The following is a 24,605-nucleotide window of genomic DNA, read 5'->3' on the forward strand; positions in this document are numbered from 1 at the left end:
CGGCCGGGACCGCCCGTCGGACACATGATCGTCAGCGGCGACGGCGCGCTGGCCCACCGGCTCGCCGGAGAACTGCGCGAGGTGTACGGGGAGCGCGTCGTCCTCGTCGTACCGCCCGACGGCCAGGACCCCTCGGCCCGGCTCCCGGCCGGCGGCCGGGCCAGGGCCTCCGCCCTGTTCGACCGGATGTCCTCGGTGGTGCTCCGTACCACGGCGCCCGGCCCCGAGGATGCCGGTGGCACCCGGATCGAGGCGGTCGCACCGAACGACGAGGCGCTGACGGAGGCGGGCGTCGAGCGGGCCGCGGCGCTCGCCCTGGTGCACCGCGACGACGAGACCAACATCCGGGCCGCCCTCATCGCCCGGCGCCTCAACCCCCGCCTGCGGCTCGTCATCCGGCTCTACAACCGCAAACTCGGCCAGTACCTCCAGGAGTTGCTCGACCAGGCCTCGGCCCTCGGCGCCCCCGACCCGGATCCCGCCGCCTTCGAGGCGTACACCACCGTCCTGTCCGACGCCGACACCGCGGCCCCCGCGCTCGCCGCGACCGCGCTGGCGGGCACCAGCAAGGTGGTGCACGCGGACGGGGTACTGCTGCGGGCCGGACAGCGCCGGCCCCCGGGCCCGGGCGAGGCCACCGACCCCGGCCTGTGCACACTGGCCCTGCTGTCCTCGACCGCCAACGACCCGGCGGGCGCCGAGGGTTCGGACCGCAGCGGCACGGACGGCCCCCGGCTGCTGCCGGGCGAGCGGTCGGTGGCCGAGGCCGGGCACCGCGGCCGGGTCGTCCTGGAGACCGTCACCTACACGGGCCCCGCCCAGCCGCCGGGCCGCCTCACCGACCTCGGGGCTCCGCTGGGGCGGCTGTTCTCGCGGCGGCTTCGCTGGTCGCTCGCCGGGATCGTGGCCTCCGTGGTCGCGCTCGCCATCGCCACCTGGCTCACCACGGGCGACGACCCGCTGCACGCCGCCTATCTGACCCTCCTCGACATCTTCGCGATCGACGACCCGGCCATCGACGAGCCGGTGGGCCGCCAGGTGCTCCAACTCCTGTCCGGACTCGTCGGGTTGCTGCTCCTGCCGGTGCTCATCGCGGCCGTCCTGGAAGGGCTCGGCACCTTCCGCAACGCCTCCGCCCTGGTCCGGCCCCCGCGCGGGCTCTCGGGGCACGTGGTGCTGCTCGGCATGGGAAAGGTGGGGGCCAGGGTCCTGGCGAGGCTGCGCGAGCTGGACATTCCGGTAGTGTGCGTGGAGGCCGACCCCGAGGCGCGCGGCATCGCGCTCGCCCGGCGCCTCCGGGTGCCCACCGTCATCGGGGACGTCACCCAGGAGGGCCTCCTGGAGTCGGCGCGCATCCACCGCGCGCACGCCCTGCTCGCGCTGACCAGTTCGGACACCACCAACCTCGAAGCCGCCCTGTACGCGCGCTCGGTGAAGCCCGATCTGCGCGTGGTGATGCGCCTGTACGACGACGACTTCGCCACGGCCGTCCACCGCACCCTGCGCGCCGCGCACCCCGGGGCGCTCACCCGCAGCCGCAGCGTCTCGCACCTGGCGGCGCCCGCCTTCGCCAGCGCCATGATGGGACGTCAGATCCTCGGCGCCATCCCGGTGGAGCGCAAGGTGCTGCTCTTCGCGGCCGTCGACGTGGCGGGGCACCCGCAGTTGGAGGGGCGCACCGTCGCGGAGGCGTTCCGCGAGGGGGCCTGGCGGGTGCTCGCGCTCGACACGTCCTCGCCCGCCGACCGTGTCCCCGACCTCGGCGCCACGCGCCGGGTACGCGCGGGCACGCCCGGCGACCTGGTGTGGCAGGTGCCGCCGGAGTACGTCCTGCGGGCCGAGGACCGGGTGGTACTGGCCGCCACCCGCCGGGGCCTGGCCGAACTCCTGGGCCGCCGGCCCTCGGCGCGCGTGCTCCAGCGGCCCCAATGACCGCTTACGACAGGCGAGTTCAGTGCCCGACGTCACGGCTGCGGAAGTCGTCGAGCGACTCCCGGCGCACGAGCAGCCGGGCGTGGCCGCCCGCCACCGCGACGACCGGCGGGCGGCCCACGAGGTTGTAGCCGGACGCCATGGACAGCTGGTAGGCGCCGGCCACCGGGACGGTGAGCAGATCGCCGGGGTGGACGTCACCGGGCAGCTCGACATCGGCGGCCAGGACGTCGCCGGCCTCGCAGTGCCGGCCGACCACGGTCGCCCGGCAGGGCTGTCCCGCTGCGGCCCGTCCGATCAGACGGGGCGCGTAGCGCACTCCGTACAGGGCGGGCCGCGGGTTGTCGCTCATGCCTCCGTCGACCGCGACGAACAGGGTGTCGCCGGTGCGCTTGACGGCGAGCACCCGGTAGAGCGCGACGCCCGCGGGGCCGACCACGGCGCGGCCCGGCTCCACGAGCAGCCGCGGCACCGTCAGGGAGGCCGCGGCGCAGCTCTCGATCAACTCGGCGCGCATCCGGCGGGCCAGCGCCGTGATGTCCAGGCCGTCCTCGCCGGGCCGGTACGGGACGCCGTGGCCGCCGCCCATGTCCAGCTCCGACAGCACCACGCCGTGCGCGTCCCGCACTCGCGCCATCAGGCCGACCATGCGGCGCACCGCCGAGAGGTAGGGCTTGACGGTGGTGATCTGCGAGCCCAAGTGGCAGTGCAGGCCGGCCAGTTCGAGTTCGGGGCGGGCCAGGACACGGGTGATGGCGTGCTGGGCCTGGCCGTCGGTGAGGGAGAGCCCGAACTTCTGGTCGTCCGTGCCCGTCCGTATCTTCTCGTGGCCGCCCGCGCTGATGCCGGGCACCACCCGCACCATCACCTTCTGGCGGCGGCCCGGGCCGAGCACCGCGGCGAGCCGGGTGATCTCGGCGGGGCTGTCGATGACGATGCGGCCGACGCCGAGGCGCAGCGCCGCCTCGATGTCGTGCGGGGACTTGGCGTTGCCGTGCAGCACGACGCGTTCGGCGGGAAATCCCGCGGTGACGGCCAGTTCGAGTTCGCCGGCCGAGCACACGTCGAGGCCCAGACCCTCTTCCTCGACCCAGTGGACCATCGCCCGGCACAGGAACGCCTTGGCCGCGTACAGCACGTCGGCCTCGGGAAAGGCGCTGCGGTAGGTGCGGCAGCGCTCGCGCACCTCGGCCTCGTCCAGGACGTAGGCGGGGGTGCCGAAGCGTTGGGCGACCTCGGTGAGCGGGACCCCGCCCACCGCGATGCCGCCGTGGACGAGCCGGGTGGTGGAGGCCGGCCACACCGACAGGTCGTCCCGAACGCCGGGGGCGGGCGTCGCGGTACGGACGACCGGGCCGCCGGGCCGGGCCGTGCGCTGCGCGGGCCCGGACCGTACGGTCAGGAACGAGGCTCCTGCCGGGGCCCGTTCGCCGGGGTCCGGTTCGTCGTCGCCGCTGGTGGGTTGGGGCATGGGCTCCTCCTGGAGGATCCTCGCGATGAGCTGGGTGAGTGGGGGCCGGGTGGGGCGGCTGTGCGGGCGGTTCGCCGAGGGGGCCCCGGCGCGGGGAGGCGGGCCGGGGCACATCGGTGACGCTACGCCCGGGGGCGCGGGCCGCCGGCACCCCTGACGCGACGCTGACGCGAAGGCGCCGCGCTCTGACGCGATGCTGACACCACCGCGGCACGCCCTGGGCAACACTGGCGGGGGCGGCCGCGATCGTCTCCAACGCGCCGGATCCACCCCGCCGCGCTCTTACCGCGCGCCGCACTGGGTACGCACTCCTCACCGCACCGCGCACCGCAGTCGTCACCTCGCCTCGGCCCCCGCCGGACCCGAGGCCGACCATCCGCCGCCCGGATCGGAGCTCTTCAGTGATCGAACTGTCCTTGCCCCAACTCGCCCTCCTCGCCGACTGGTCCGACGCCTTCGAGCCGGGCCCCGCGGCACTGGCCGAGCACGTCCTGTCGACCGGGAACGGGCGCGTCCTCGCCGACCGGGTCGCCGGGCCGCGCGTGTTCGCCGTTCACTGCGCCCGCCACGCGCTGCTGCGCGGCTCCCCGGACGCACTCGACCCGTGGGACCTGGCGCCGCTCGCCCACCACCGCGTCGACGCCCCGGCCGCCTTCCTGCCCGCCCTGACGGCCGCGTTCGACGAGGTCGTACCGTCGGCGCGCATGCTGTACGTACAGCAGCAGCGGACGGCCGCGCCGCGCCCGCCGCGGGGTGTCACCGTCCGCCCGCTGACCTCGCTGGACGTGCCCGAGGTCAGCAGACTTCCGGCCGACTCGGCCTGGATCCACGCCAGTTGGGGCGGCCCCTCGGGTCTCAGCCGCTCGGGACACGCCTGGGGGGCCTTCCGGCAGGGCCGGCTCCTCGCGCTGGCCTGCACCTACTTCCGGGGGGACACCTGTGAGCACATCGCCGTGGTCACCGGGCCGGGGCGCCGCCACCAGCGCCTCGCCCTGGCCTGCGTGCTCGCGCTGAGCCGCGACATCGCGACCCGGGGCCGCACCGCCGCCTGGAACTGCGCCCGGCACGACCGTCAGAGCCGGCTCACCGCCTGGACCGCCGGGTTCCGCCTGGTGCGCGAGGACGTGCACTACGTGACGGGCGCGCCGGCCGCGCAGGGCGTGCCCCTGCCACCGGACGCCGCCCGCGAACGCGCGATCCGCACCGGCGCGGACACGGTGCGTGAGGGCGGGCGTTAGGGCGGGGCGGGGGCGGGCACTCGTTCCGCATGAGCGTATCCAAGACCAGCATCCTCGTTCTGGACTGTGCCGAACCCGTCGAACTCGCCGAGTTCTACGCCAAGTTGCTCGGTGGCGAGATCAAGACCGGCCCCAACCCGGACTTCGTCGAGATCGTCGGCGGGGACGGCGTCCATCTGGCGATCCGCCACGACCACGGGTACGCCCCGCCGAGCTGGCCGCGCCCCGAGGACTCTCAGCAGGCGCACCTCAGGATCGTCGTGGCGTACGGCGACATGGACGCCGCCGAGCGAGAGGTGATCACACTCGGCGGGACGCCCGTCGACACCAAGAACAACAACGGGCCGCGCGACGAACGCGTCTACGCCGACCCGGCGGGCCACTCCTTCACGCTCGCCGTCTCGGCCCAGCGCTCCGACTCGGACGAGGCGGCGGGGGCCGGTTCCTAGGCGCCGCCCGCCGGGCGGTCCCGGTCCTCCGAGGGGCGGTCGTGGTCCTCGGAGGGGCGGTCGTGGTGCAGCCTGCGGGCGAAGGCCGGCAGCACGAACCAGCAGCAGACGAACCAGCAGACCACACCCGCCACCAGCCAGGGCGCGAGTGCGCTGTGCAGCGCCACCCGCAGGATGAGCAGCAGGGAGCACGCCACGGTGCAGAGCAGGAGCACCAGGCCGATGACCGTGAGCCGCGAGGCCCAGGCCACGGTCTGCGGCTTCAGCCGCTGTCCCGCGAGCATCCGGTGGAAGGAGACCGGCCCGATCAGCGCCCCCGTGGTCGCCGCACCGAGCACCACCGTGGTGACGTAGATGGCGCGGTCGGTGTCGCCGAGACTGGTGAACCGCTGCTGGAACACGACCGCGAGCAGGAAGCCGAACAGGATCTGCACGCCGGTCTGGGCGACCCTCAGCTCCTGGAGGAGATCACCCCACTTGCGGTCGGCCCGCTCCTCGGCCGTCTCGTCCCGGCCCGAGTCCGCCATGTCCACCACCTCCTTCGCATCCCAGTACCCATACATATCAACCGGAAGCGTGGTGACCCCCGTGCCCCGTGGCGCGGCGCGCGCCACGGCCTCAGACTGGCCGCATGACGGCAAAGCGCAGCGCCGGCCTCCTGCTGTTCCGCAGGACGCCACCAGGGATCGAGGTGCTGATCGGGCACATGGGCGGTCCCTTGCACGCCCGGCGCGACGCCGGCTCCTGGTCGGTGCCCAAGGGTGAATACGGCCCCGACGAGGCTCCGCACGCGGCGGCCCGGCGCGAGTTCCAGGAGGAACTCGGCCTGCCTCCGCCCAAGGGCACACCGGTGCCGCTCGGCGAGATCGTGCAGCGCAACGGCAAGATCGTGACGGTGTGGGCGGTGGAGGCCGATCTGGATCCGGCCGACGCCGTGCCGGGTACGTTCACGATGGAGTGGCCGCGCGGTTCGGGCACGCTGCGCGAGTTCCCGGAGATGGACCGCTTCGCGTGGCTGACCCCCGAGGCCGCGGCGCCCCTCCTCGTGCGGGGCCAGGACGCCTTCCTGGAACGCCTGCTGGCCCATCTGTCCCAGCTGCCCCAGGGCGAAGCGGGCGGCTGACCCCGGGACGCACGGGACACCCCTGTTCTCCGACGCTCAAGCTCATGGCTTAATTTAGGGCATGAGTTAAGACGCGTCACCATGGCGCGGCCCAGGCTCTCGCACCGGTATGTTGCCCTCAGGGAGGGAGCCACATGGCCACACCGAACAGAAGGACCGTCCGCGACCTGCGCCGGGACAACCGCGGGGCGGTACTGCGGCGGCTGTACTTCGACGGCCCGATGAGCCGTCAGGCGCTGGGTCCGGCGACGGGTCTCAGTTCCGGGTCCATCAGCAACGTCGTCGCGGAACTCGCGGCCGACGGACTGGTGGAGGACGCGGGGGTGGTGGACTCCGACGGCGGCCGGCCGCGCACCCTGCTCAGGGTCTCCCCCGAGAGCGGCCATCTCATCGGCGTGGACGTGGGCGAGACCCGGGTCAGGGTGGAGCTGTTCGACCTCGTGCTCCGTGAACTGGCGCGCGTCGAGCTGTCGTTGGGAGCCGGCGGATACGACGTCGCTCACATCGTGGGCCGCATCGGCGAGGGGGTCGCCGCCGTGCTGCGCGAGAGCGGCCTCGACCCCGTTCGGCTGCTCGGCGTGGGCGTGGGCGTGCCGGGCATCGTCGACCGCAGCTCCCCCGACGGCGCCGTGGTGCACGGCCAGACGATCGGCTGGGACGCGGTACCGCTGGAGTCCCTGCTGCGCGACAGCCTCCAACTGCCGCCCCGGACGCGGTACTTCATCGAGAACGGGGCCAAGACGCTCGGCCAGGCCGAGCTGTGGTTCGGCGGCGGCCAAGGGGCCTCGGACGCCGTGATCGTCCTGTTCGGCTCGGGCGTCGGCGCCTGCATCGTCTCGGACGGCGCGATCTACGGCGGCGCGCACAGCAGCGCCGCCGAGTGGGGCCACACCACCATGCGGGTCGGCGGGCGGCGCTGCCGGTGCGGTGCGCTCGGCTGCCTGGAGGCGTACGCGGGCGCCGAGGCGCTCATCCAGCGCTGGCGCGAGGCCGGGGCCGACCTCGCGCCGGGAGCCGACGAGGAGACGGCGGTGACCGCGCTGCTGGCCGCCGCCCGACCCGCGGCCGACGGCGCCGTCGCCGACCCCGTCGCGCGTGCGGTGCTGGAGGAGACCGCCGAATACCTGGGCGCCGGTCTGTCGGACCTGATCAACCTGTACAACCCGGAGCGCATCCTCATCGGCGGCTGGGCCGGGCTCCAGCTCGGGCCGCACATCCTGGACTCGGTGCGCGCGCACGCCACCGCCTACGCCCTGCGCCATCCCGCGGAGCGCGTCACCATCGAGCTCGGGCGGCTCGGCCCCGACGCCGTCACCGTCGGCGCGGCGACCCTCCCACTCGCCGGGTTCTTCGCCCGCGGCGGCCATCGCGAGCCCCTCACCGAATCCGGGACACCGACGGAAAAGGCGGGCTGGCGCACCTCTGTGGATCAGCGGGCGGCACGCTGACGAACAGCGTCGCATTCACGCCGACGATCTCGGAATTCGACTGGATAAAGCCTCGCATAAGCCGGGCTTTCAGAAGCCAACAGCGAGTGCCGCAAGGCTGAATCGCGTCTCATCCACTCCGCACCGAACCCGCTCCGACCTGCGCCGGGGCGGGTTTTCGAGGCTCTGGCACCGTCATTTCAGGACTGCCTCCGGCACATGCCTCTTGTGATGAAGGAATTCCGGGAACACGATCGGTTCTCGTCACGAACCCGACGAGGAGGCACCGGTGAACGCTCCTGTGAACCATGTGACCCACCAGCGGATGAGCCTGAGCCCGGACGCGGCGCGCCAGCTCGCGACCGCCACCAAGACAGCCCCGCAGATGCTCGGGGTCACCCCGCGCTATCTGCTGCGCGCCCTGCCGTGGGTGGACGTCGAAGCGGGCGTCTACCGCGTCAACCGCCGCCGCTCCTTCATCCTCGGCGACGACCGGATCTCCACGTACGACGAGGACGGCACCCCGCGCGTCATGCCGGGCGATCTGCGCGAACTGCCCTACCTGCGTGACGCCGACGACGAGCTGCTCGGTGAACTCGCCAGCGCCTTCACGCCGGTGACGTTCGACTCCGGACAGGTCCTGGTGCAGGAGAGCGATCCGGCCGAACGGCTGTGGGTCCTCGTGCAGGGCCGCGCGGAGAAGCGGGTCACCGGTCGGTACGGCGAGGACGCGCTGCTCGACGTGGCGGGCGACGGCCAGTACTTCGACCTCGGCGCCTGGACCCGTGGCGAGCCGATGCCCTACCGCGTCAAGGCCCTCACCCCGGGCACCGCCCTGTGCGCCGACCGCGCCACGCTGTCCCAACTCGCCGACCGCAGCCCGGCGTTACGCTCCGCCGTGGACGCCTACACCGCGGCCGACGGCACCGAGCCGGACCGCGAGGCGCCCATCGACCTCAGCTCGGGACACGTCGGCGAGGTGGAACTGCCGGGCACCTTCGTCGACTACGAGGACGCGCCCCGCGAGTACCACATGACGCTGGCCCAGACCGTGCTGCGCGTCCACACCCGGGTCGCGGACCTGTACAACGGCCCCATCGACCAGACCCGCGCCCAGGCCGACCTCACCGTGCAGGCCCTGCGCGAGCGCCAGGAGGCGGCGCTGCTCAACCACCCCGAGTTCGGTCTGCTCAACAACGTCTCCGCCGGCCAGCGGGTGCAGTCCCGCACCGGGTCGCCGACCCCGGACGACCTCGACGAGCTGCTGGCCCGGGTGTGGAAACAGCCCGGCTTCTTCGTCGCGCACCCCCGGGCCATCGCCGCCTTCGGCCGCGAATGCACCCGCCGGGGCGTGCCGCCGGTGACCGACACCCGCTTCGGCAGCCCCCTGCTCACCTGGCGGGGAGTACCGCTGATCCCGTCCGACAAGGTCAGGTTCTCCGGCGGGGGCGGCGTCGGCACCACCGAGATCCTGCTCCTGCGCACGGGCGAGGCCGAGCAGGGGGTGGTGGGGCTGCGGCCCGCCGCGGTGCCCGACGAGGTCGAACCGGGCCTGTCCATGCGGAACATGGGCGTCGACCAGAAGGGCATCACCTCGTACCTGATGACGGCGTACTTCAACACGGCCGTCCTCGTGGAGGACGCCATCGCGGTGCTCCAGAACGTCGAGGTGTCCAACTACCATGACTACTCCTGACGTTGCCGAGCGGCCCGCCCTTCCGGGCCGCCAACCCGGCGGGTTCGCACCGGAGTCGGCGCGCAAGGACGTGCCCGCCCTGCACCGCACGGTCAACGGACACCCGCTGGTCTGGCTCGACAACGCGGCCACCACCCACAAGCCGCGCCAGGTCATCGAGGCGCTGAGCGGCTACTACGGCGTGGCGAACTCCAACATCCACCGCGGCGCCCACACCATGGCCCGCGAGGCCACGGAGATGTACGAGGCGGGCCGGGCCGCCGTCGCGCGCTTCCTGGGTGCCCCCTCGCCCGACTCCATCGTGTTCGTACGCGGCACGACGGAGGCCGTGAACCTGGTCGCGCAGAGCTGGGGCCGGGCCAACCTCGGTCCCGGCGACGACATCCTGGTGCCCGTCCTGGAGCACCATTCCAACATCGTGCCCTGGCAGTTGATCGCCCGCGAGACCAGGGCGCGCGTGGTCCCGGTGCCGCTGCTCGCCGACGGGCGGATCGATCAGCACGCCTACGCCGACCTGCTGTCCTCGCGCACCCGGCTGGTGGCCCTCAGTCAGGCCTCCAACGTCCTCGGCACCGCGCCCCCGGTCCGCGAGATGACCGCGCTCGCGCACCGCTACGGCGCGAAGGTGCTGGTGGACGGCGCGCAGGCGGTCGCCCATCTGCCGGTCGACGTGACCGATCTGGACGCCGATTTCTACGCCTTCTCCGGGCACAAGCTGTACGGGCCCACCGGCATCGGAGCGCTCTACGTCAAGCCGGAGGTCCTGGCGGGCCTGCGGCCCTGGCAGGGCGGCGGCAACATGATCGACTCGGTGTCCTTCGAGCGCACCACGTTCGCTCCGGTCCCCCATCTCCTGGAGGCCGGCACCGGGCACATCGCCGGGGTGGTGGGGCTGCTCGCCGCGCTTGACTGGTTCACCTCCTTCGACCGGGCCGCGGTCACGGCGTACGAGGACGCGCTCACCGCGTACGCCCGGCAGGCGCTGGCGGCGGTGCCGGGTCTGGAGGTCCTGGGCTCGGCGCCGGAGCGGATCGCGGTGCTCACCTTCACCCTGGCGGGCCACGACCCGGCGGCGATCGCCTCCTGGCTCGACCGCGACGGCATCGCCGTCCGGGCCGGCCATCACTGCGCCCAGCCCGCCCTCGCCCACTACGGCCTGGAGGCGGCGGCCCGCGCCTCGTTCGCGCTCTACAACACCCCTGAGGAGGTGGACGAGTTGGTGGTGTCGCTGATGGAGCTGCACGCCTCCGCCTGACGCGGGGGAAGGGTGGCGGTCCGGACGGCGGAGCTCAGGCGCTCCAGAACTTCAGGCGCTCCAGGAGTTCAGGCGCTGAAGGAGTCCGGGTCGCTGCCCTTCCAGGACCTGGCCCACTCCTCGGGGAGGGTGGCCGGGGAGAGCAGCTGACCGGGGCGCAGCCAGGGGTAGAGCTCGGCGTAGGTGGCGATCGCGTGGTGCGAGGTGCGGCGGCGCAGCATGTCGGGGCGCAGCTGGGCGGGGTCGCTGACGCCGAGCGAGGCCATGATCTCCATGGCGCTGTGCACGGTGGCCTCCTGGAAGCGCCGCACCCGCTGGTACTTGTCCTCGACGTCGAGGGCCCGGCCGCGCTGCGGGTCCTGGGTGGCGACGCCGACGGGGCAGTGGTTGGTGTGGCAGCGCTGTGACTGGATGCAGCCGACGGCGAACATCATCGCGCGGGCCGCGTTGGTGTAGTCGGCGCCCTGGATCAGGCGCTTGACGATGTCCGAGCCGGTGGCGACCTTGCCACTGACGCCGATCCGCACCCGGTCGCGGAGCCCCACGCCGAGCAGGGCGTTGTGGACGATGGAGAGCCCGTCGGTCAGCGGGGTGCCCACGTGGTCGACGAACTCCATCGGGGCGGCGCCGGTGCCGCCCTCCGCGCCGTCGACCACGATGAAGTCGGGGGTGATGTCCTCCTCCAGCATGGCTTTGCAGATCGCCAGGACGTCGCGCCGGCTGCCCACGCAGAGCTTGAAGCCGGTGGGCTTGCCTCCCGCGAGTTCCCGCATCCGGGCGATGAAGCGGACGAGTTCACGCGGGGTGGAGAACACCCGGTGGTGGTTGGGCGAGACGACGGTCTGTCCCTCGGGCACATCGCGCACCCGGGCGATCTCCGCGGTCACCTTGGAGCCCGGCAACACCCCGCCCTTGCCCGGCTTGGCTCCCTGCGACAGCTTGAGCGAGACGCAGCGCACGGAGTCGGTGGCGGCCTTGCGGGCGAACTCGTCGGCGTCGAAGTCCCCGTCGTCCGTGCGGCATCCGAAGTAGCCGGTGCCGATCTCCCAGACGAGGTCTCCGCCGTGGCGCAGGTGGTACTCGGAGATGCCGCCCTCACCGGTGTCGTGGGCGAAGCCGCCCTCCTTCGCGCCCCGGTTGAGGGCGAGGATCGCCTGGGCGGAGAGTGAGCCGAAGCTCATCGCCGACACGTTGAGGAGGGCCATGTCGTAGGGGCGGGTGCAGTCGGGGCCGCCGACGGAGACACGGAAGGCGTCCTTGGCGACCGGCCGCGGCGCCACCGAGTGCGCGAAGAACTCGTACCCCGGCTCGTACACGTCGAGTTCGGTGCCGAACGGGTCCTGGTCGGCGGTGCCCTTGGCGCGTTCGTACACCGTGGAGCGGGTGTCGCGGTCGTAGGGCCGGCCGTCGTAGTCGCGCTCGATGAAGTACTGCTGCATCTCCGGCCTGATCGCTTCGAGCAGGAAGCGCGCGTGTCCGAGGACCGGGTAGTTGCGCAGCACCGAATGGCGGCGCTGGACCAGGTCGTGGATGCCGGTCGCGGCCACCGCGAGCAGCGGGGCGGCGGCCGCCCACCACCACGGGGACACGGCCACGGCCAGGGCGACGGCGACCGCCGCCAGTAGGGCAAGGGCGGCCACCAGGCCTGTGCGCTTCACGTTGTCTCTCCTTCTCGCGGCCCGACGCCGACGACTCGCCCCGCGTTCCTACCAGCCGGCCGCCGTGTCCGCCCGGAACCCGCCGGGCACGGCCGGTACTTTGCGGACTCGGCCGCCACTTCTCTTGACATGCACTTGCCCGACCGCTGAGATGTGGTTGCTTTCGTTCGACACCGTTCAGTTGTGCGCCAATGACCCCCACCGGAGCCGCACTTGACTGCCGAACCGCACAGCTTCCGACAGCGCCTGACCGCCACCCTGGGTTCCCTCGCTCTCCTCGCCGGGGGTGTGACGGTCGCCGTGGAGACCGTCTCGGCGCCCCCGGCCGCAGCCGTGGACAACGGTGCGGCCGTGGACAACGGTCTGGCGCGTACCCCGCAGATGGGGTTCAACAACTGGAACTCGACACACTGCCGCGCCGAGTTCAACGAGTCGATGGTCGAGGGGATCGCCGACGCGTTCGTCGAGCGGGGCCTCAAGGACGTCGGCTACACCTATGTGAACATCGACGACTGCTGGGCGCTGCCGAGCCGGGACGCCTCCGGCAACCTCGTCCCCGACCCGGTGCGCTTCCCGCACGGCATCAAGGCGGTCGCCGACTACGTCCACGCCAAGGGCCTCAAGTTCGGGCTCTACTCCAGCGCCGGTACCAAGACCTGCGACACCCAGGGCTTTCCCGGCGGCCTCGGCCATGAGCAGCAGGACGCCGACCTGTGGGCGTCCTGGGGCGTCGACTACCTCAAGTACGACAACTGCAACAACAACGGGGTCGACGCCCGGCAGCGCTACCGGGCGATGGGCGACGCGCTGAAGGCGACAGGCCGCCCCATTCTCTACAGCATCTGCGAGTGGGGCTCCAACCAGCCCTGGAACTGGGCGTCCGGCACCGGTAACTCCTGGCGCACCACGGGCGACATCAGCGACTCCTGGTCCAGCATGATCGGCATCGCCCACCAGAACCAGCCGCTCGCCCCCTACGCCGGGCCGGGCGGCTGGAACGATCCGGACATGCTGGAGGTCGGCAACGGCGGCATGACGGACACCGAGTACCGCACCCACTTCAGCCTGTGGTCCCAGATGGCGGCGCCGCTCCTGATCGGCAGCGACCTGCGCGCCCCGAGCGCGGCCACCCTCGCGATCCTCAAGAACACCGACGTCATCGCGATCGACCAGGACCCCCTCGGCAAACAGGGCACCGTCGTGTCGAACGCGTCGGGTCTGGTCGTGATGTCCAAACCCCTTGCGGACGGCGGGCGTTCGGTCACGCTCACCAACGAGAACGCCACCGCCCGTACGATCTCGACGACGGTCGAGGCCCTCGGGATCGGCGGCGCTTCCTCGTACGCCCTGAAGGACCTGTGGTCCCGGCAGACCAGCAGCACCACGGGCGGCATCAGCGCATCGGTGCCCGCGCACGGCACGGTGATGTACCGGGTGACACCGGGCACTCCGGTGCCACCGCCCACCGGGCTCGACCAGCTCAGTGATCTGCCGTGGACCTCGGCCGTGAACGGCTGGGGCCCGGTCGAGCGCGACCGCAGCAACGGCGAACAAGCCGCCGGCGACGGCAGGACGCTGACCGTGGGCGGCACCACCTACGCCAAGGGCCTCGGCACCCACGCCGCCTCGGACATCACGTACTTCCTGGGCGGCGGCTGCCGCACGCTCAGTGTCGACGTGGGTGTGGACGACGAGTCCACGGCGGGCGGCTCCGTGGTGTTCCGGATCTACCGGGACGCCACGCTCGTCGCCGACAGCGGGGTGCGCACCGCGAGCGACCCGCCCCGCCGGCTCACCGCGGACCTGGGCGGCGGCACCCGGGTGCGCCTGGTGGTGAGCGACGGCGGGGACGGCATCACCTATGACCACGCGGACTGGGCCAACCCCCAACTGGCGTGCGGCCGGGGCCCGTCGGCCGGTACCCACGCACTGAGCGACCTGGCCTGGACGTCGGCGGCGAACGGCTGGGGCCCGGTCGAGCGCGACCGCAGCAACGGCGAACAGGCCGCCGGCGACGGCAGGACGCTCACCGTGGGCGGCACCACCTACGCCCAGGGCCTCGGCACCCACGCCGCCTCGGACATCACCTACTACCTGGGCGGCGGCTGCACCTCGTTCCGGGCGGGCGTCGGCGTGGACGACGAGGTCGGCGCCAAGGGGTCCGTCGACTTCCAGGTGTTCCGGGACGGAGTGCCGGCCGCCGACAGCGGCAGGATCACCGGCGCGGACGCCGCGAAGACGGTCAGCGCGGACGTGAGCGGGGCGAACGAACTGCGTCTCGTCGTCACGGACTCGGGCGACGGCGTCGACTACGACCACGCGGACTGGCTCACCCCCCAACTCACTTGCGCCTGAGGGGAGTTGTGGTCCTCCGACCCGGCGGCACCCCAGGGGGCCCGCCGGGTCGGAGGGTCGCGGCCCCGCCTTCCAGCGCCGGGCCGGGGGCCTCCCGCCGGCGCGCTACTTCGTGGCCACGACCAGCCGGGCACGCGGGCTGCCGTCCGTGCGGCGGCCCAGCTCCTCCAGGGCGTGGAGGTCGACGGAGAACCCGGCGGCCGTGAGCTCACGGCGTACGTCCGCGAGACCGAAGCCGCGGTAGTACATGACGAACGGGGGGCGCCACAGGGCGTTGCGGACCCGCATCACCGCGTCGAAGCCGAGCATCGCGAGGTGGCCGGGGCTGCCGGGCCTCGCGGGGGCCACCACCGGGAAGGCGAACCGGCCGCCGGGGCGCAGCGCGGCATACGTCTGGGCGAAGAGGCGGGGCCGCTCGCCGGGCAGGAAGTGCCCGAACGCGCCGAAGCTGACGGCGAGGTCGTACTCCGGGCCGAGCGGCAGCGCCCGGGCGTCGGCCCGCACCAGATCGGCCTCCGGATGTGCGCGGGCGGCGACGGCGAGCATCCCGGCGCTGATGTCGACGCCGGTGACCCGCTCCTGGCACACCTTGTCCAGGACGTCGAGTCCGGCGCCGGTGCCGCAGCACAGATCGAGGCCCCGGCCGAACGGGCCGAGCCCGTCGAGCACCCGCGCCACCGAATCGAGGATCACTTCGGGGGTGCGGAAGGGCGTGTGGTCGAACTTCGGGGCCAGGAGGTCGTAGCCGCGCTCGACGGACGACAGCGCCTGGACGGTCAGCTCACGGAAGGTGGGGCCCTGGGGTGCGAACATGGCTGCCCAGCTTAGAGGCCCGGGACGCGCGGTGCCGTTCGTGCGGGTGCGCGCCGCAGACCGCGGCGCGGGCCGCGGCGGCCAGGTCCCGCCGGTCGGTGCCGCGCAGGTCCGAGTGCACGGTGATCCGGACGCTCAGACCGCGGGCGGCGGCCACGCGGCGCAGCGAGGACGTGAAGTCGTCGCCGCCGAGGAAGGCCGCGACGGTGCTCGGGGCACCGGCCTGGACGTAGTCGACGGTGACGGGACGCACGGGTGCGCCCGCGTCGATGGCCGCCTGGAACGCGGCCCGCCGGAAGCAGCCGCCCGTGACGGAGCACCAGGTCGTCGCCTGCGGGAAGACCAGCACGGATCGCCCCGAGTGCAGGGTCCGCGCCAACTGCTGTACCACGAGCGGGAGTTCGCGCATCGCCGTGCGGTCGATGAAGTGGGCGCCGATCCGCCGGGCGAGCGTGCCCGCCACCGGCCAGCGGGCGACCTCGTGCTTGGCGAGGACCGTGGCCGGCTCGACGGCGAGCAGCGCCACGGCGTCGAGCCAGGAGATGTGGTTGGCGACGATCAGCGCCCCGGGCGCGCCCCCGCCCGGTGCCGGGTCGGTTTCGAGCCGTACGCCGAGCGCGCGCAGGACGGCACGCGCCTGCTCGCGCAGCACCCGCGGATCCGCCAGGCGATCCCCCATCGCCAGGGAGTGCGTCAGGGTGCGGGTGAGCGCCGCGTACCGGCGGGCCGTCTCCGCCAGGGGGACGCGGGGCGCTGCCCCGGTCAGGCAGTGGGGGGTGCAGGGCGCCTCCACCGACCAGGGGCTCACCGGACGTCCCCGAGGAAGAAGCGGCGGTAGCGGTCGCCGAGCCGGTCCATGTCGAGCAGGACGAAGAAGTCGGCCACATGGAAGTCGGGGTCGTACGTGGGCGCGCCACACATCCAGGCGCCGAGCCGGAAGTAGCCGCGCAGGAGGGGCGGCAGGGAAGCGGACCCCGACCGTCCGCCGGCCGGGGCCGCGGGCAGCCAGGGGCGCCGGGGGTGCACCCGCAGTTCGGGCGGAGAGGAGTGTTGGGCGTTGCCGAGCAGCCAGGCATGCGCGGCGGCGGCACCGCCGTCGGCCAGCGGCACCGAGGCGCAGCCCGCCAGATAGCGGTGGCCGGACAGCAGGACGTACCGGGCGAGCGCGGACCACATGAGGTTGATGACGGCGCCCGAGCGGTGGTCCGGGTGCACGCAGGAACGGCCCGCCTCGATCATCGAGGGACGCAGGGCGGCGAGCGAGGAGAGATCGAACTCGGCTTCGCTGTAGGACAGTTGAGTGCGCCCGGGCGGCAGCAGCCGGTAGGTTCCGACCACTTCCCGGGACGCGGTCTCGGTCACGACGAGGTGGTCGGCGACGGCGTCGAAGGCGTCGATGTCGTGGCCGGGCAGCGGGGTGTCCAGGGCAGCCCCCATCTCCTCGGCGAAGACACGGTGGCGCAGCCGCTGGGCGGCCCGTATCTGCTCCTCGGTGTGCGCGATGGAGGCGTGGTACGGGCCAGGCCCGGCCGGCGCCGCGGCGGAGATCGGGGGCACGGGGGCGGGGAGCGCCGGAGTCGACGGCGTGGGCGTGGGCGTGGACGTGACGTTCTGCGCGACGTGGGGCACAGTCGAATCCCTCTGTGGTGTCCGCATGGGCTTCCGCGCAGTGAGTATGGGAGCGCCATATGTGCACCCGGTGAATTGCGTGCGACGCGGCGCCGGGTTTTTCCCGGCCCGAAGGCGTGCGGAGCCGCCCGGTGACGACCGTCCCGGCCGCCTCCGTGTGACCCTTCCGTAACAGCCGCACCAGGTGAATTGCCTCCTCATACCGCCATGACCTGCACCGATAGCCGCATCGCTATGGCGCAGACGTGCCGAGGGCTCTTGGACATCGGAGCATCGGACCTGTTCTGATGATCACTACATGTCCGGGTTCAACCCCATTCGAACCGTCTCTGGGAGCGTGATGAACAAGCCGTTGCGGCACATAGCCGTCTTCTGCGGGGTGATGGTGCTCGCCCTGCTGGTCCGGGCGACCTGGGTCCAGTTCGTGAAGGGCGACAGTCTGGCCAACGACCAGCACAACCGGCGGGTGCAGATCGACGCGTTCTCCCAGCCGCGCGGCGACATCGTGGTGGGTGGGCAGCCCATCACCGGCTCGGTGGCGACGCCCGGCTCGGACTTCAAGTACAAGCGGACCTACAAGAACGGCCCCCTGTACGCGCCGATCACCGGCTACCTCTCGCAGGCGCAGGGGGCGACGTTCCTGGAGGGCGTGCACGCGAAGGTGATGAACGGCAAGGACGACCGGCTCTTCTTCGACCGGACCAAGTCCCTGTTCACCGGGGAGTCCCCGCGCGGCGGCGACGTGATCACCACGATCGATCCGCGCGCGCAAAAGGCCGCGTACGACGGGCTCACCAAGCTCAAGGCCAAGGGGGCGGTGGTCGCGCTCGACCCGCGCTCCGGCCGGATCCTCGCGATGGCGAGCACCCCTTCCTACGACCCCTCGTCCTTCGCCGGGATCTCGAAGAAGGAGGGCGAGGAATTCCTGAGGCTGGACGCCGACAAGAGCAAGCCGCTCAGCAACCGGGCCCTGCGCGAGGTGTATCCGCCGGGGTCGACCTTCAAGATCCTCACGGCGGCGGCCGCCCTGGAACACGGCGTCGTCACGGACATCAACGCCCCTATGCCGGACGCGCCGGCCCCCTACACTCTGCCGCTCAGCACCACCCGGGTCGGCAACGACGTGGACAACTCGCTGTGCGACAAGGTGTCCCTGAAGACCGGTATGCAGTGGTCCTGCAACAACGTCTTCCTGGAGACCGCGCTGAAGACCGGCGGCGACAGGATGCGCGAGACCGCCGAGAAGTTCGGCTTCAACGCGGAGCAGTTCATTCCGGTCCGCACGGCGAAGAGCGCCTACCCCGACAAGCTGGACAAGCCGGGGACGGCCCTGACCGGCATGGGCCAGGGCAGCCTGACCAGCACCCCGCTCCAGATGGCCATGGTCACCGCGGGCATCGCCAACAACGGCAAGGTGATGAAGCCGTATATGGTCGACGAACTGCGCGGGCCGGACCTGTCCTCGCTGGAGAAGGCCGAGCCCGAGGTGCTGCACCAGGCGGTCTCGGAGGGCACCGCGAAGAAGGTGCAGGAAATGATGGAGTTCACCGCGAGCGACGGCACCGCGAACAAGGTCCGGATGCCGGGCGTCACCGTGGGCGGCAAGACGGGCACGGCGCAGCACGGCGCCGATGTGCACGAGAAGCGGCCCTACGCCTGGTTCGTGTCGTACGCCAAGCAGAGCGACGGGACCTCGCCGGTGGCGGTGGCCGTGTTCGTGGACCCGGCCGACATGAACATCGAGCGCTCCGAGATCGCCGGCGGCAAGCTGGGCGCCCCGATCGCGAAGTCCGTGATGGAGGCCGTCCTGAAGAAGTGAGCGGGGCGGCGCACCGCTCGCGGCGCCGCTCAACTCCCCCTCCATCAGGGCACGGTGAGGACCGCACGGCACGGGCCGCGGCGGCGGAGCACGAGGGGACGGGCAGCGGATTTCGCGCCCGTCAAGGCCTGCCGCCGCAGCCTTTCCGCCATGTACGGTTCAACCGCGCGCCGCACGGACGTCCGTACAACGCCGTTCTACGCGCGCAGACTTGGTGTCCCCACCACCTTGCCCCCCACCCCTCATGGAGGTACGCAGGATGCTCGGAGCCGGCAGACTCGCCCCCTCGCCCCGCAGGACCGCCGGTGTACTGGCCGCGATCGGAGCGCTGATCGTCGCCAGTGGCGCCGCCGCCCAGGCCGTCACCCCCTCCCCCGCACCAGCCCGCCCGGCCACCGTCGGCGCCGCCGGCCCGCACCGGGTCCTTTTCGACAACTCCAAGGCGGAGACGGCCGGAAACGCCGACTGGATCATCGGCACCAGCCAGCCCGACCCCACGGGACAGAACCCCTCCCCCTCGGCCGAGAAGGACTGGACCGGCGCCCTGTCGTCCTGGGGCGTCGCGCTCCAGAAGACCGGCGACTACGCGCTCAAGACGCTGCCCTCGGGCAACGCCATCACCTACGGCACGTCCTCGGCGCTCGACCTGAAGAACTTCGACACCTTCGTGCTGCCGGAGCCGAACGTGCTGCTCAGCGCGTCCGAGAAGACCGCCGTGATGCAGTTCGTGAAGAACGGCGGCGGGCTGTTCCTCATCTCCGACCACACCGGATCCGACCGCAACAACGACGGCGCGGACGCGGTGGAGGTCATCAACGACCTGATGACCAGCAACTCGGTCGACAGCACCGACCCGTTCGGGTTCTCCGTGGACTCGCTCAACATCGCGACCGACAACCCGAGGGCCGTCACCGACTCCTTGGACCCGGTCCTGAACGGCACGTTCGGCAAGGTGACCGGCAGCATCATCCGCAACGGCACCACGGTGACCCTCAAGCCGGCCGACAACCCGGCGGCCAAGGGCCTGGTGTACCGCACCGGTTCGTCCGGAAACACCGGCGCCTTCTTCGCCACCAGCACCTTCGGCAGCGGCCGTGTCGCCTTCTGGGGCGACAGCTCGCCCGTGGACGACGGCACGGGCCAGTCGGGCAACACCCTGTACGACGGGTGGAACGACCCGGCGGGCACGGACGCTGCGCTCGCGCTCAACGCCACCGCCTGGCTGGCGGGCACGGCGGGCAGCAGCGGCGGCGACCCCGGCGGCTGCGCCGGCGCCCAGCTGCTCGCCAACCCCGGCTTCGAGTCGGGGAGTTCGGGGTGGACGGCGACCAGCGGCGTCATCACCAACCGCAGCGGCGAGGCCGCCCGCACCGGTACGTACAAGGCGTGGCTCGGCGGGAAGGGCACGGCGCACACCGACACGCTGTCGCAGTCGGTGACGATCCCGGCGGGCTGTGCGGCCTCGCTCTCCCTCCCGCTGCACATCGACACCGCCGAAACGGCGCGCACCGCGTACGACACCCTCAAGGTGCAGGTCCTGAGCGGCAGCGGGGCGGTTCTGGCCACCCTCGGCTCGTACTCCAACCTGAACGCGGCGAGCGGCTACACCCAGCGCACCTTCGACCTCGGCGCCTACGCGGGCCAGACGGTGACCCTGCGGTGCACCGCCACCGAGGGCTCCAAGCTCCAGACGTCGTTCGTCCTGGACGACACCGCGCTCACGGTGAGCTGACCGGCGTGGCCGCCCGGGCTCCGGTCCGGGCGGCTGCCGTCAGGCGCGCAGCCGTACCGGCAGCGACTCCACCCCGTACACGATGGACAGTTTGCGGAAGGCGAGGTCCTCGGCCGGGACGGCGAGGCGCATCTCGGGGAAGCGGCGGACCAGGGCGGGGAAGGCGGCGCGCAGTTCCATGCGGGCGAGTTCGGCGCCGATGCAGCGGTGGATGCCGTAGCCGAAGGCGAGGTGGCCGCCGGCCCGGCGGTGCGGGTCGAAGGCCGCGCCGTCGGGGGTGAAGGCGGCGTCGCGGTTGGCACCGCTGAGCGAGCAGAGCACCATGTCGCCCTTGGGTATGAGCACCCCGGCGACCTCGACGTCCTCGCGCGCGAAGCGCGGGAAGGCCAGCTGGACGACGGTGAGATGACGCAGGGCCTCCTCGACGAAGGCCGCGGCCGCCTCCTCGTCCCGCCCTATGCGGGCGAACGCCTCCGGGTCCTTGAGCAGCAGCAGGGCGCCGAGCGCCAGCATGCTCGCGGTGGTCTCGAAGCCTCCGGTGAGCACCCCGTCGGCGAGGCCCGCCAGTTCGTCGTCGCCGACGCTGTCGCCGTGCTCCTTGACGATCATGCCCAGCAGGCCGTCGCCGGGGTTCTCCCGCTGCTTCTTGACGACGTCGCGGAAGTAGGAGAGCGAGGCCGACATCGCGCCGAGCGGGGCGGTGGCCCCGGCGAACAGGTCGAAGCGCTCCATGGCCAGCTGCTGGAAGTCGTGGCGGTCCTCGTAGGGCACGCCGAGCAGCTCGCATATGGTCAGCGAGGGTATGGGCAGGGCGAAGGCCTCGACCAGGTCGACGGTGCCGTCCGCGGCCTCCATCGCGTCGAGCCGTTCGGCGACGAGGGCGTCGATGCGCGGGGTCAGCCGGCGCAGACGGCGCATCGTGAACTCGGGCGTCAGGATGCGTCGGAGCCTCGTGTGCACCGGCGGGTCGCTGAACCCGAGCCCGCCGGGATGCTGTTCCTCCAGGACACCCGCGTTGCCCGCGAGATGCGTGAAATCGTTGCTGAACCCGTCGGCCGAGCCGAGCACGGCCTTCACCGCGTCGTGTCCGGTGACCACCCAGGCGTCCATGCCGAACGGCAGCGGGACCTTGGTGACCGGCTCCTCGGCCTGCCGCGCGGTCAGCTCGGGCACCGGGTCGAGTCCGTCACGGCGCAGCGGCATCAGCAGCGCGTCCGGCAGCAGCGAGATCGTGCCGGGGCCGATACCGCGCTTCTGGATCCTGGCAAGGTAGGTGCGCCCGAGCCACATGGTGACTCGGGAACGGAGATTTACCCTCAAGGCGGACTCCAAGGACAAGTTGTGCGGCCAGGACGCCGGGTACGGACTGAGTGGCTCAGGATAAGTGGCCCGCGGCTCCGCCCGGTCCGCCAGGGCCACGTTCCCGCGGGGCGCGCGCACGGGGCCGGCCGGCCGCGGCTGCTCCTGGTCGGCGAGGACGACGAGAACCCTGGGCGGACCGCGCGCCGGTACGCGCTGACGGTCCGGCTGCCCCGCCGCGCGTGAGGCGTGACGCGCGGCCGCCCCGGCCGGATGGTTCCGGCCGGGGCGGCTGCGTACTCAACTGCGCTCCCCCGCAGGGGAGTTGGCGTCAGGCGAGGGAGGCGATGGCCTGGTTCAGGGTCTTCGAGGGACGCATCACCGCGGACGCCTTGGCAGCGTCCGGCTGGTAGTAGCCGCCGATGTCGACCGGCGAGCCCTGCACCGCGATGAGCTCCTCGACGATGGTCGACTCCTGCTCGGCCAGCGTCTTGGCGAGCGCCGCGAAGGCGCCGGCGAGCTGCGCGTCCTCGGTCTGCTGGGCCAGCTCCTGGGCCCAGTACAGGGCCAGGTAGAAGTGGCTGCCGCGGTTGTCGATGCCGCCCAGCTTGCGGCTCGGCGACTTGTCCTCGTTGAGGAAGGTGCCGGTGGCGCGGTCCAGGGTGTCGGCCAGGATCTGGGCGCGCGCGTTGCCCGTGGTCGTGGCGAGGTGCTCGAAGCTGACCGCGAGCGCGAGGAACTCGCCCAGGCTGTCCCAGCGCAGGTAGTTCTCCTTGACCAGCTGCTGGACGTGCTTGGGGGCGGAGCCGCCGGCGCCCGTCTCGAAGAGGCCGCCGCCGTTCATCAGCGGGACCACCGAGAGCATCTTGGCGCTGGTGCCCAGCTCCAGGATCGGGAACAGGTCGGTCAGGTAGTCGCGCAGCACGTTGCCGGTGACCGAGATGGTGTCCTCGCCGCGGCGGATGCGCTCCAGGGAGAACGCGGTCGCCTCGACCGGGGACATGATCTCGATCTGCAGGCCCTCGGTGTCGTGCTCGCCGAGGTAGGTGCGGACCTTCTCGATGAGGGTCGCGTCGTGCGCGCGGCTCTCGTCGAGCCAGAACACGGCCGGGCTGCCGGTGGCGCGGGCGCGCGTCACGGCGAGCTTGACCCAGTCCTGGATGGGCAGGTCCTTGGTCTGGCAGGCGCGGAAGATGTCGCCCTCGGCGACCTCCTGCTCCAGGAGCACCTCGCCCGCGGCGTCCACGACACGTACGGTGCCGGCGGCCGCGATCTCGAAGGTCTTGTCGTGGCTGCCGTACTCCTCGGCCTTCTGCGCCATCAGGCCGACGTTGGGCACCGAGCCCATGGTGGCCGGGTCGAAGGCGCCGTGGGCGCGGCAGTCGTCGATGACGGCCTGGTACACGCCGGAGTAGCTGCTGTCCGGCAGGACCGCGAGGGTGTCGGCCTCCTGGCCGTCGGGGCCCCACATGTGGCCGGAGGTGCGGATCATGGCCGGCATCGAGGCGTCGACGATGACGTCGGACGGCACGTGCAGGTTGGTGATGCCGCGGTCGGAGTCGACCATCGCGAGGGCCGGGCCCTCGGTGAGCTCGGCCTCGAAGGCCGCCTTGATCTCGGCACCGATGTGCGGCACGTTGTCGAGGCCCTTGAGGATGCCGCCCAGACCGTCGTTCGGGGAGAGCCCCGCGGCGGCCAGCACGTCACCGTACTTGTCGAACGTCTTCGGGAAGAAGGCGCGCACCACGTGGCCGAAGACGATGGGGTCCGAGACCTTCATCATCGTGGCCTTGAGGTGCACCGAGAACAGCACGCCCTCGGCCTTGGCGCGGGCGATCTGCGCGGTGAGGAAGCTGCGCAGCTCGGCCACGCGCATCACGGAGGCGTCGACGACCTCGCCCGCCAGGACCGGTACCGACTCGCGCAGCACGGTGGTGGTGCCGTCCGCGGCGACGTGCTCGATGCGCAGCGCGCCGTCCTCGGCGACGACCACGGACTTCTCGGTGGACCGGAAGTCGTTGGCGCCCATGGTGGCGACGTTCGTCTTCGAGTCGGAGGTCCACTTGCCCATGCGGTGCGGGTGGGCCTTGGCGTAGTTCTTGACCGACGCGGGGGCGCGGCGGTCGGAGTTGCCCTCGCGCAGGACCGGGTTGACGGCGCTGCCCTTGATCTTGTCGTAGCGCGCCCGGACGTCCTTGTCCTGGTCGCTCTTCGGGTCGTCCGGGTAGTCCGGCAGCGCGTAGCCCTGGGCCTGGAGCTCGGCGACCGCGGCCTTGAGCTGCGGGATGGACGCCGACACGTTCGGCAGCTTGATGATGTTGGCCCCGGGCGTCTTGGCCAGCTCGCCCAGCTCGGCGAGCGCGTCGTCGATCCGCCGGCTCTCCTCGAGGAACTCGGGGAAGCTCGCGATGATGCGCCCCGCGAGCGAGATGTCACGGGTCTCCACAGTGACACCGGCGGTCGAGGCGTACGCCTGGATCACGGGCAGGAACGAATGCGTCGCCAGGGCCGGCGCCTCGTCAGTGTGGGTGTAGATGATGGTCGAGTCAGTCACCGGGTGCTCCGCTCCACGTCTGCAACATTGCTCGACATCAAGATATCTCGTGATCGCCCCGGGTCACGACGGGGCCCCGGGGTGCGCGTGGACACGACCCGCCTTTCCGGCCAACCCCGGCGGGGGCGGGACCCGGGCCGGACGAGGGCGGCGCG

The 24,605-nt window shown here is 72.3% G+C and carries 17 protein-coding genes and 2 pseudogenes; 11 read left to right on the forward strand and 8 right to left on the reverse strand.

The annotated features are described in order from the left end of the window. Nucleotides 1-24: 24 nt before the first annotated feature. Nucleotides 25-1,932: an NAD-binding protein gene (locus ACGF3I_RS03230; RefSeq protein ID WP_393128780.1), complete on the forward strand. Its 1,908-nt coding sequence runs from the start codon at nucleotides 25-27 to the stop codon at nucleotides 1,930-1,932. A 19-nt stretch (nucleotides 1,933-1,951) separates the two neighbouring features. Here the strand turns inward: ACGF3I_RS03230 and lysA are convergent, their stop codons facing one another. Further along, nucleotides 1,952-3,403, reverse strand: a complete 1,452-nt coding sequence (lysA, locus tag ACGF3I_RS03235; protein ID WP_393128781.1) for a diaminopimelate decarboxylase — start codon at nucleotides 3,401-3,403, stop codon at nucleotides 1,952-1,954. Nucleotides 3,404-3,804: 401 nt separating this feature from the next. Between lysA and ACGF3I_RS03240 the strand changes: the two genes are divergently transcribed. Continuing rightward, nucleotides 3,805-4,641: a GNAT family N-acetyltransferase gene (locus tag ACGF3I_RS03240; RefSeq protein ID WP_393128782.1), complete on the forward strand. Its 837-nt coding sequence runs from the start codon at nucleotides 3,805-3,807 to the stop codon at nucleotides 4,639-4,641. 29 nt (nucleotides 4,642-4,670) lie between these two features. Beyond that, nucleotides 4,671-5,090, forward strand: a complete 420-nt coding sequence (locus tag ACGF3I_RS03245; RefSeq protein ID WP_393128783.1) for a VOC family protein — start codon at nucleotides 4,671-4,673, stop codon at nucleotides 5,088-5,090. Here the strand turns inward: ACGF3I_RS03245 and ACGF3I_RS03250 are convergent. Next, entirely contained in the window at nucleotides 5,087-5,617 is a 531-nt protein-coding gene (locus ACGF3I_RS03250) for a DUF6328 family protein (protein ID WP_393128784.1), read from the reverse strand. The genes ACGF3I_RS03245 and ACGF3I_RS03250 overlap by 4 nt on opposite strands. A 104-nt stretch (nucleotides 5,618-5,721) precedes the next feature. Here ACGF3I_RS03250 and ACGF3I_RS03255 point away from each other — a divergent pair, with 104 nt between their 5' ends. The 4 genes from ACGF3I_RS03255 to ACGF3I_RS03270 all read left to right on the forward strand — a co-directional run bounded on the left by ACGF3I_RS03255 (nucleotide 5,722) and on the right by ACGF3I_RS03270 (nucleotide 10,591). After that, a complete protein-coding gene (locus ACGF3I_RS03255) occupies nucleotides 5,722-6,213 on the forward strand; it encodes an NUDIX domain-containing protein (RefSeq protein WP_393128785.1) in 492 nt (163 codons plus the stop codon). 134 nt (nucleotides 6,214-6,347) lie between these two features. Beyond that, the gene (locus ACGF3I_RS03260) at nucleotides 6,348-7,661 is read left to right on the forward strand and encodes an ROK family protein (RefSeq protein ID WP_393128786.1); all 1,314 of its coding nucleotides are present in this window, start codon (nucleotides 6,348-6,350) and stop codon (nucleotides 7,659-7,661) included. A gap of 304 nt (nucleotides 7,662-7,965) precedes the next feature. After that, nucleotides 7,966-9,336, forward strand: a complete 1,371-nt coding sequence (locus tag ACGF3I_RS03265; protein WP_393129111.1) for a family 2B encapsulin nanocompartment shell protein — start codon at nucleotides 7,966-7,968, stop codon at nucleotides 9,334-9,336. Next, nucleotides 9,323-10,591, forward strand: a complete 1,269-nt coding sequence (locus tag ACGF3I_RS03270) for a SufS family cysteine desulfurase (RefSeq protein ID WP_393128787.1) — start codon at nucleotides 9,323-9,325, stop codon at nucleotides 10,589-10,591. The genes ACGF3I_RS03265 and ACGF3I_RS03270 overlap by 14 nt, the downstream gene beginning before the upstream one ends. Nucleotides 10,592-10,659: 68 nt before the next feature. Here the strand turns inward: ACGF3I_RS03270 and ACGF3I_RS03275 are convergent, their stop codons facing one another. Beyond that, complete coding sequence (locus ACGF3I_RS03275) at nucleotides 10,660-12,249, reverse strand: FMN-binding glutamate synthase family protein (protein ID WP_393128788.1); 1,590 nt, start codon at nucleotides 12,247-12,249, stop codon at nucleotides 10,660-10,662. A 213-nt stretch (nucleotides 12,250-12,462) separates the two neighbouring features. Between ACGF3I_RS03275 and ACGF3I_RS03280 the strand changes: the two are divergent. Both ACGF3I_RS03280 and ACGF3I_RS03285 read left to right on the forward strand, forming a co-directional pair. After that, nucleotides 12,463-14,148: pseudogene (locus ACGF3I_RS03280) on the forward strand (NPCBM/NEW2 domain-containing protein); the annotation flags it as partial. A gap of 33 nt (nucleotides 14,149-14,181) precedes the next feature. Then, nucleotides 14,182-14,604: pseudogene (locus tag ACGF3I_RS03285) on the forward strand (NPCBM/NEW2 domain-containing protein); the annotation flags it as partial. A 105-nt stretch (nucleotides 14,605-14,709) separates the two neighbouring features. Here ACGF3I_RS03285 and ACGF3I_RS03290 read toward each other — a convergent pair. The 3 genes from ACGF3I_RS03290 to ACGF3I_RS03300 are packed head-to-tail and all read right to left on the reverse strand — an operon-like array spanning nucleotide 14,710 to nucleotide 17,073. Continuing rightward, nucleotides 14,710-15,417, reverse strand: a complete 708-nt coding sequence (locus ACGF3I_RS03290) for a class I SAM-dependent DNA methyltransferase (RefSeq protein WP_393128789.1) — start codon at nucleotides 15,415-15,417, stop codon at nucleotides 14,710-14,712. Further along, nucleotides 15,386-16,225 carry a lysophospholipid acyltransferase family protein gene (locus tag ACGF3I_RS03295; RefSeq protein WP_393128790.1) on the reverse strand — a complete coding sequence of 280 codons (840 nt, stop codon included), beginning with the start codon at nucleotides 16,223-16,225 and terminating at the stop codon, nucleotides 15,386-15,388. Before ACGF3I_RS03295 ends, ACGF3I_RS03290 begins: the two co-directional genes overlap by 32 nt. Next, nucleotides 16,222-17,073 carry a GNAT family N-acetyltransferase gene (locus tag ACGF3I_RS03300; RefSeq protein ID WP_393128791.1) on the reverse strand — a complete coding sequence of 284 codons (852 nt, stop codon included), beginning with the start codon at nucleotides 17,071-17,073 and terminating at the stop codon, nucleotides 16,222-16,224. Before ACGF3I_RS03300 ends, ACGF3I_RS03295 begins: the two co-directional genes overlap by 4 nt. A gap of 313 nt (nucleotides 17,074-17,386) precedes the next feature. Between ACGF3I_RS03300 and ACGF3I_RS03305 the strand changes: the two genes are divergently transcribed. After that, nucleotides 17,387-18,865: a peptidoglycan D,D-transpeptidase FtsI family protein gene (locus ACGF3I_RS03305; RefSeq protein ID WP_393128792.1), complete on the forward strand. Its 1,479-nt coding sequence runs from the start codon at nucleotides 17,387-17,389 to the stop codon at nucleotides 18,863-18,865. 259 nt (nucleotides 18,866-19,124) lie between these two features. Next, nucleotides 19,125-20,597 (forward strand): hydrolase, encoded by a 1,473-nt coding sequence (locus ACGF3I_RS03310; RefSeq protein WP_393128793.1) that lies wholly within the window; start codon nucleotides 19,125-19,127, stop codon nucleotides 20,595-20,597. A gap of 39 nt (nucleotides 20,598-20,636) precedes the next feature. Here ACGF3I_RS03310 and ACGF3I_RS03315 read toward each other — a convergent pair whose 3' ends face one another. Further along, on the reverse strand, nucleotides 20,637-21,887 hold the full coding sequence (locus ACGF3I_RS03315) for a cytochrome P450 (protein WP_393129112.1): 1,251 nt from the start codon (nucleotides 21,885-21,887) through the stop codon (nucleotides 20,637-20,639). 340 nt (nucleotides 21,888-22,227) lie between these two features. Further along, the gene (locus ACGF3I_RS03320; RefSeq protein WP_393128794.1) at nucleotides 22,228-24,450 is read right to left on the reverse strand and encodes an NADP-dependent isocitrate dehydrogenase; all 2,223 of its coding nucleotides are present in this window, start codon (nucleotides 24,448-24,450) and stop codon (nucleotides 22,228-22,230) included. Nucleotides 24,451-24,605: the final 155 nt, after the last annotated feature.

The sequence above is a fragment of the Streptomyces sp. NPDC048111 genome, assembly GCF_043202815.1.
In the GTDB taxonomy this organism is placed as follows: domain Bacteria; phylum Actinomycetota; class Actinomycetes; order Streptomycetales; family Streptomycetaceae; genus Streptomyces.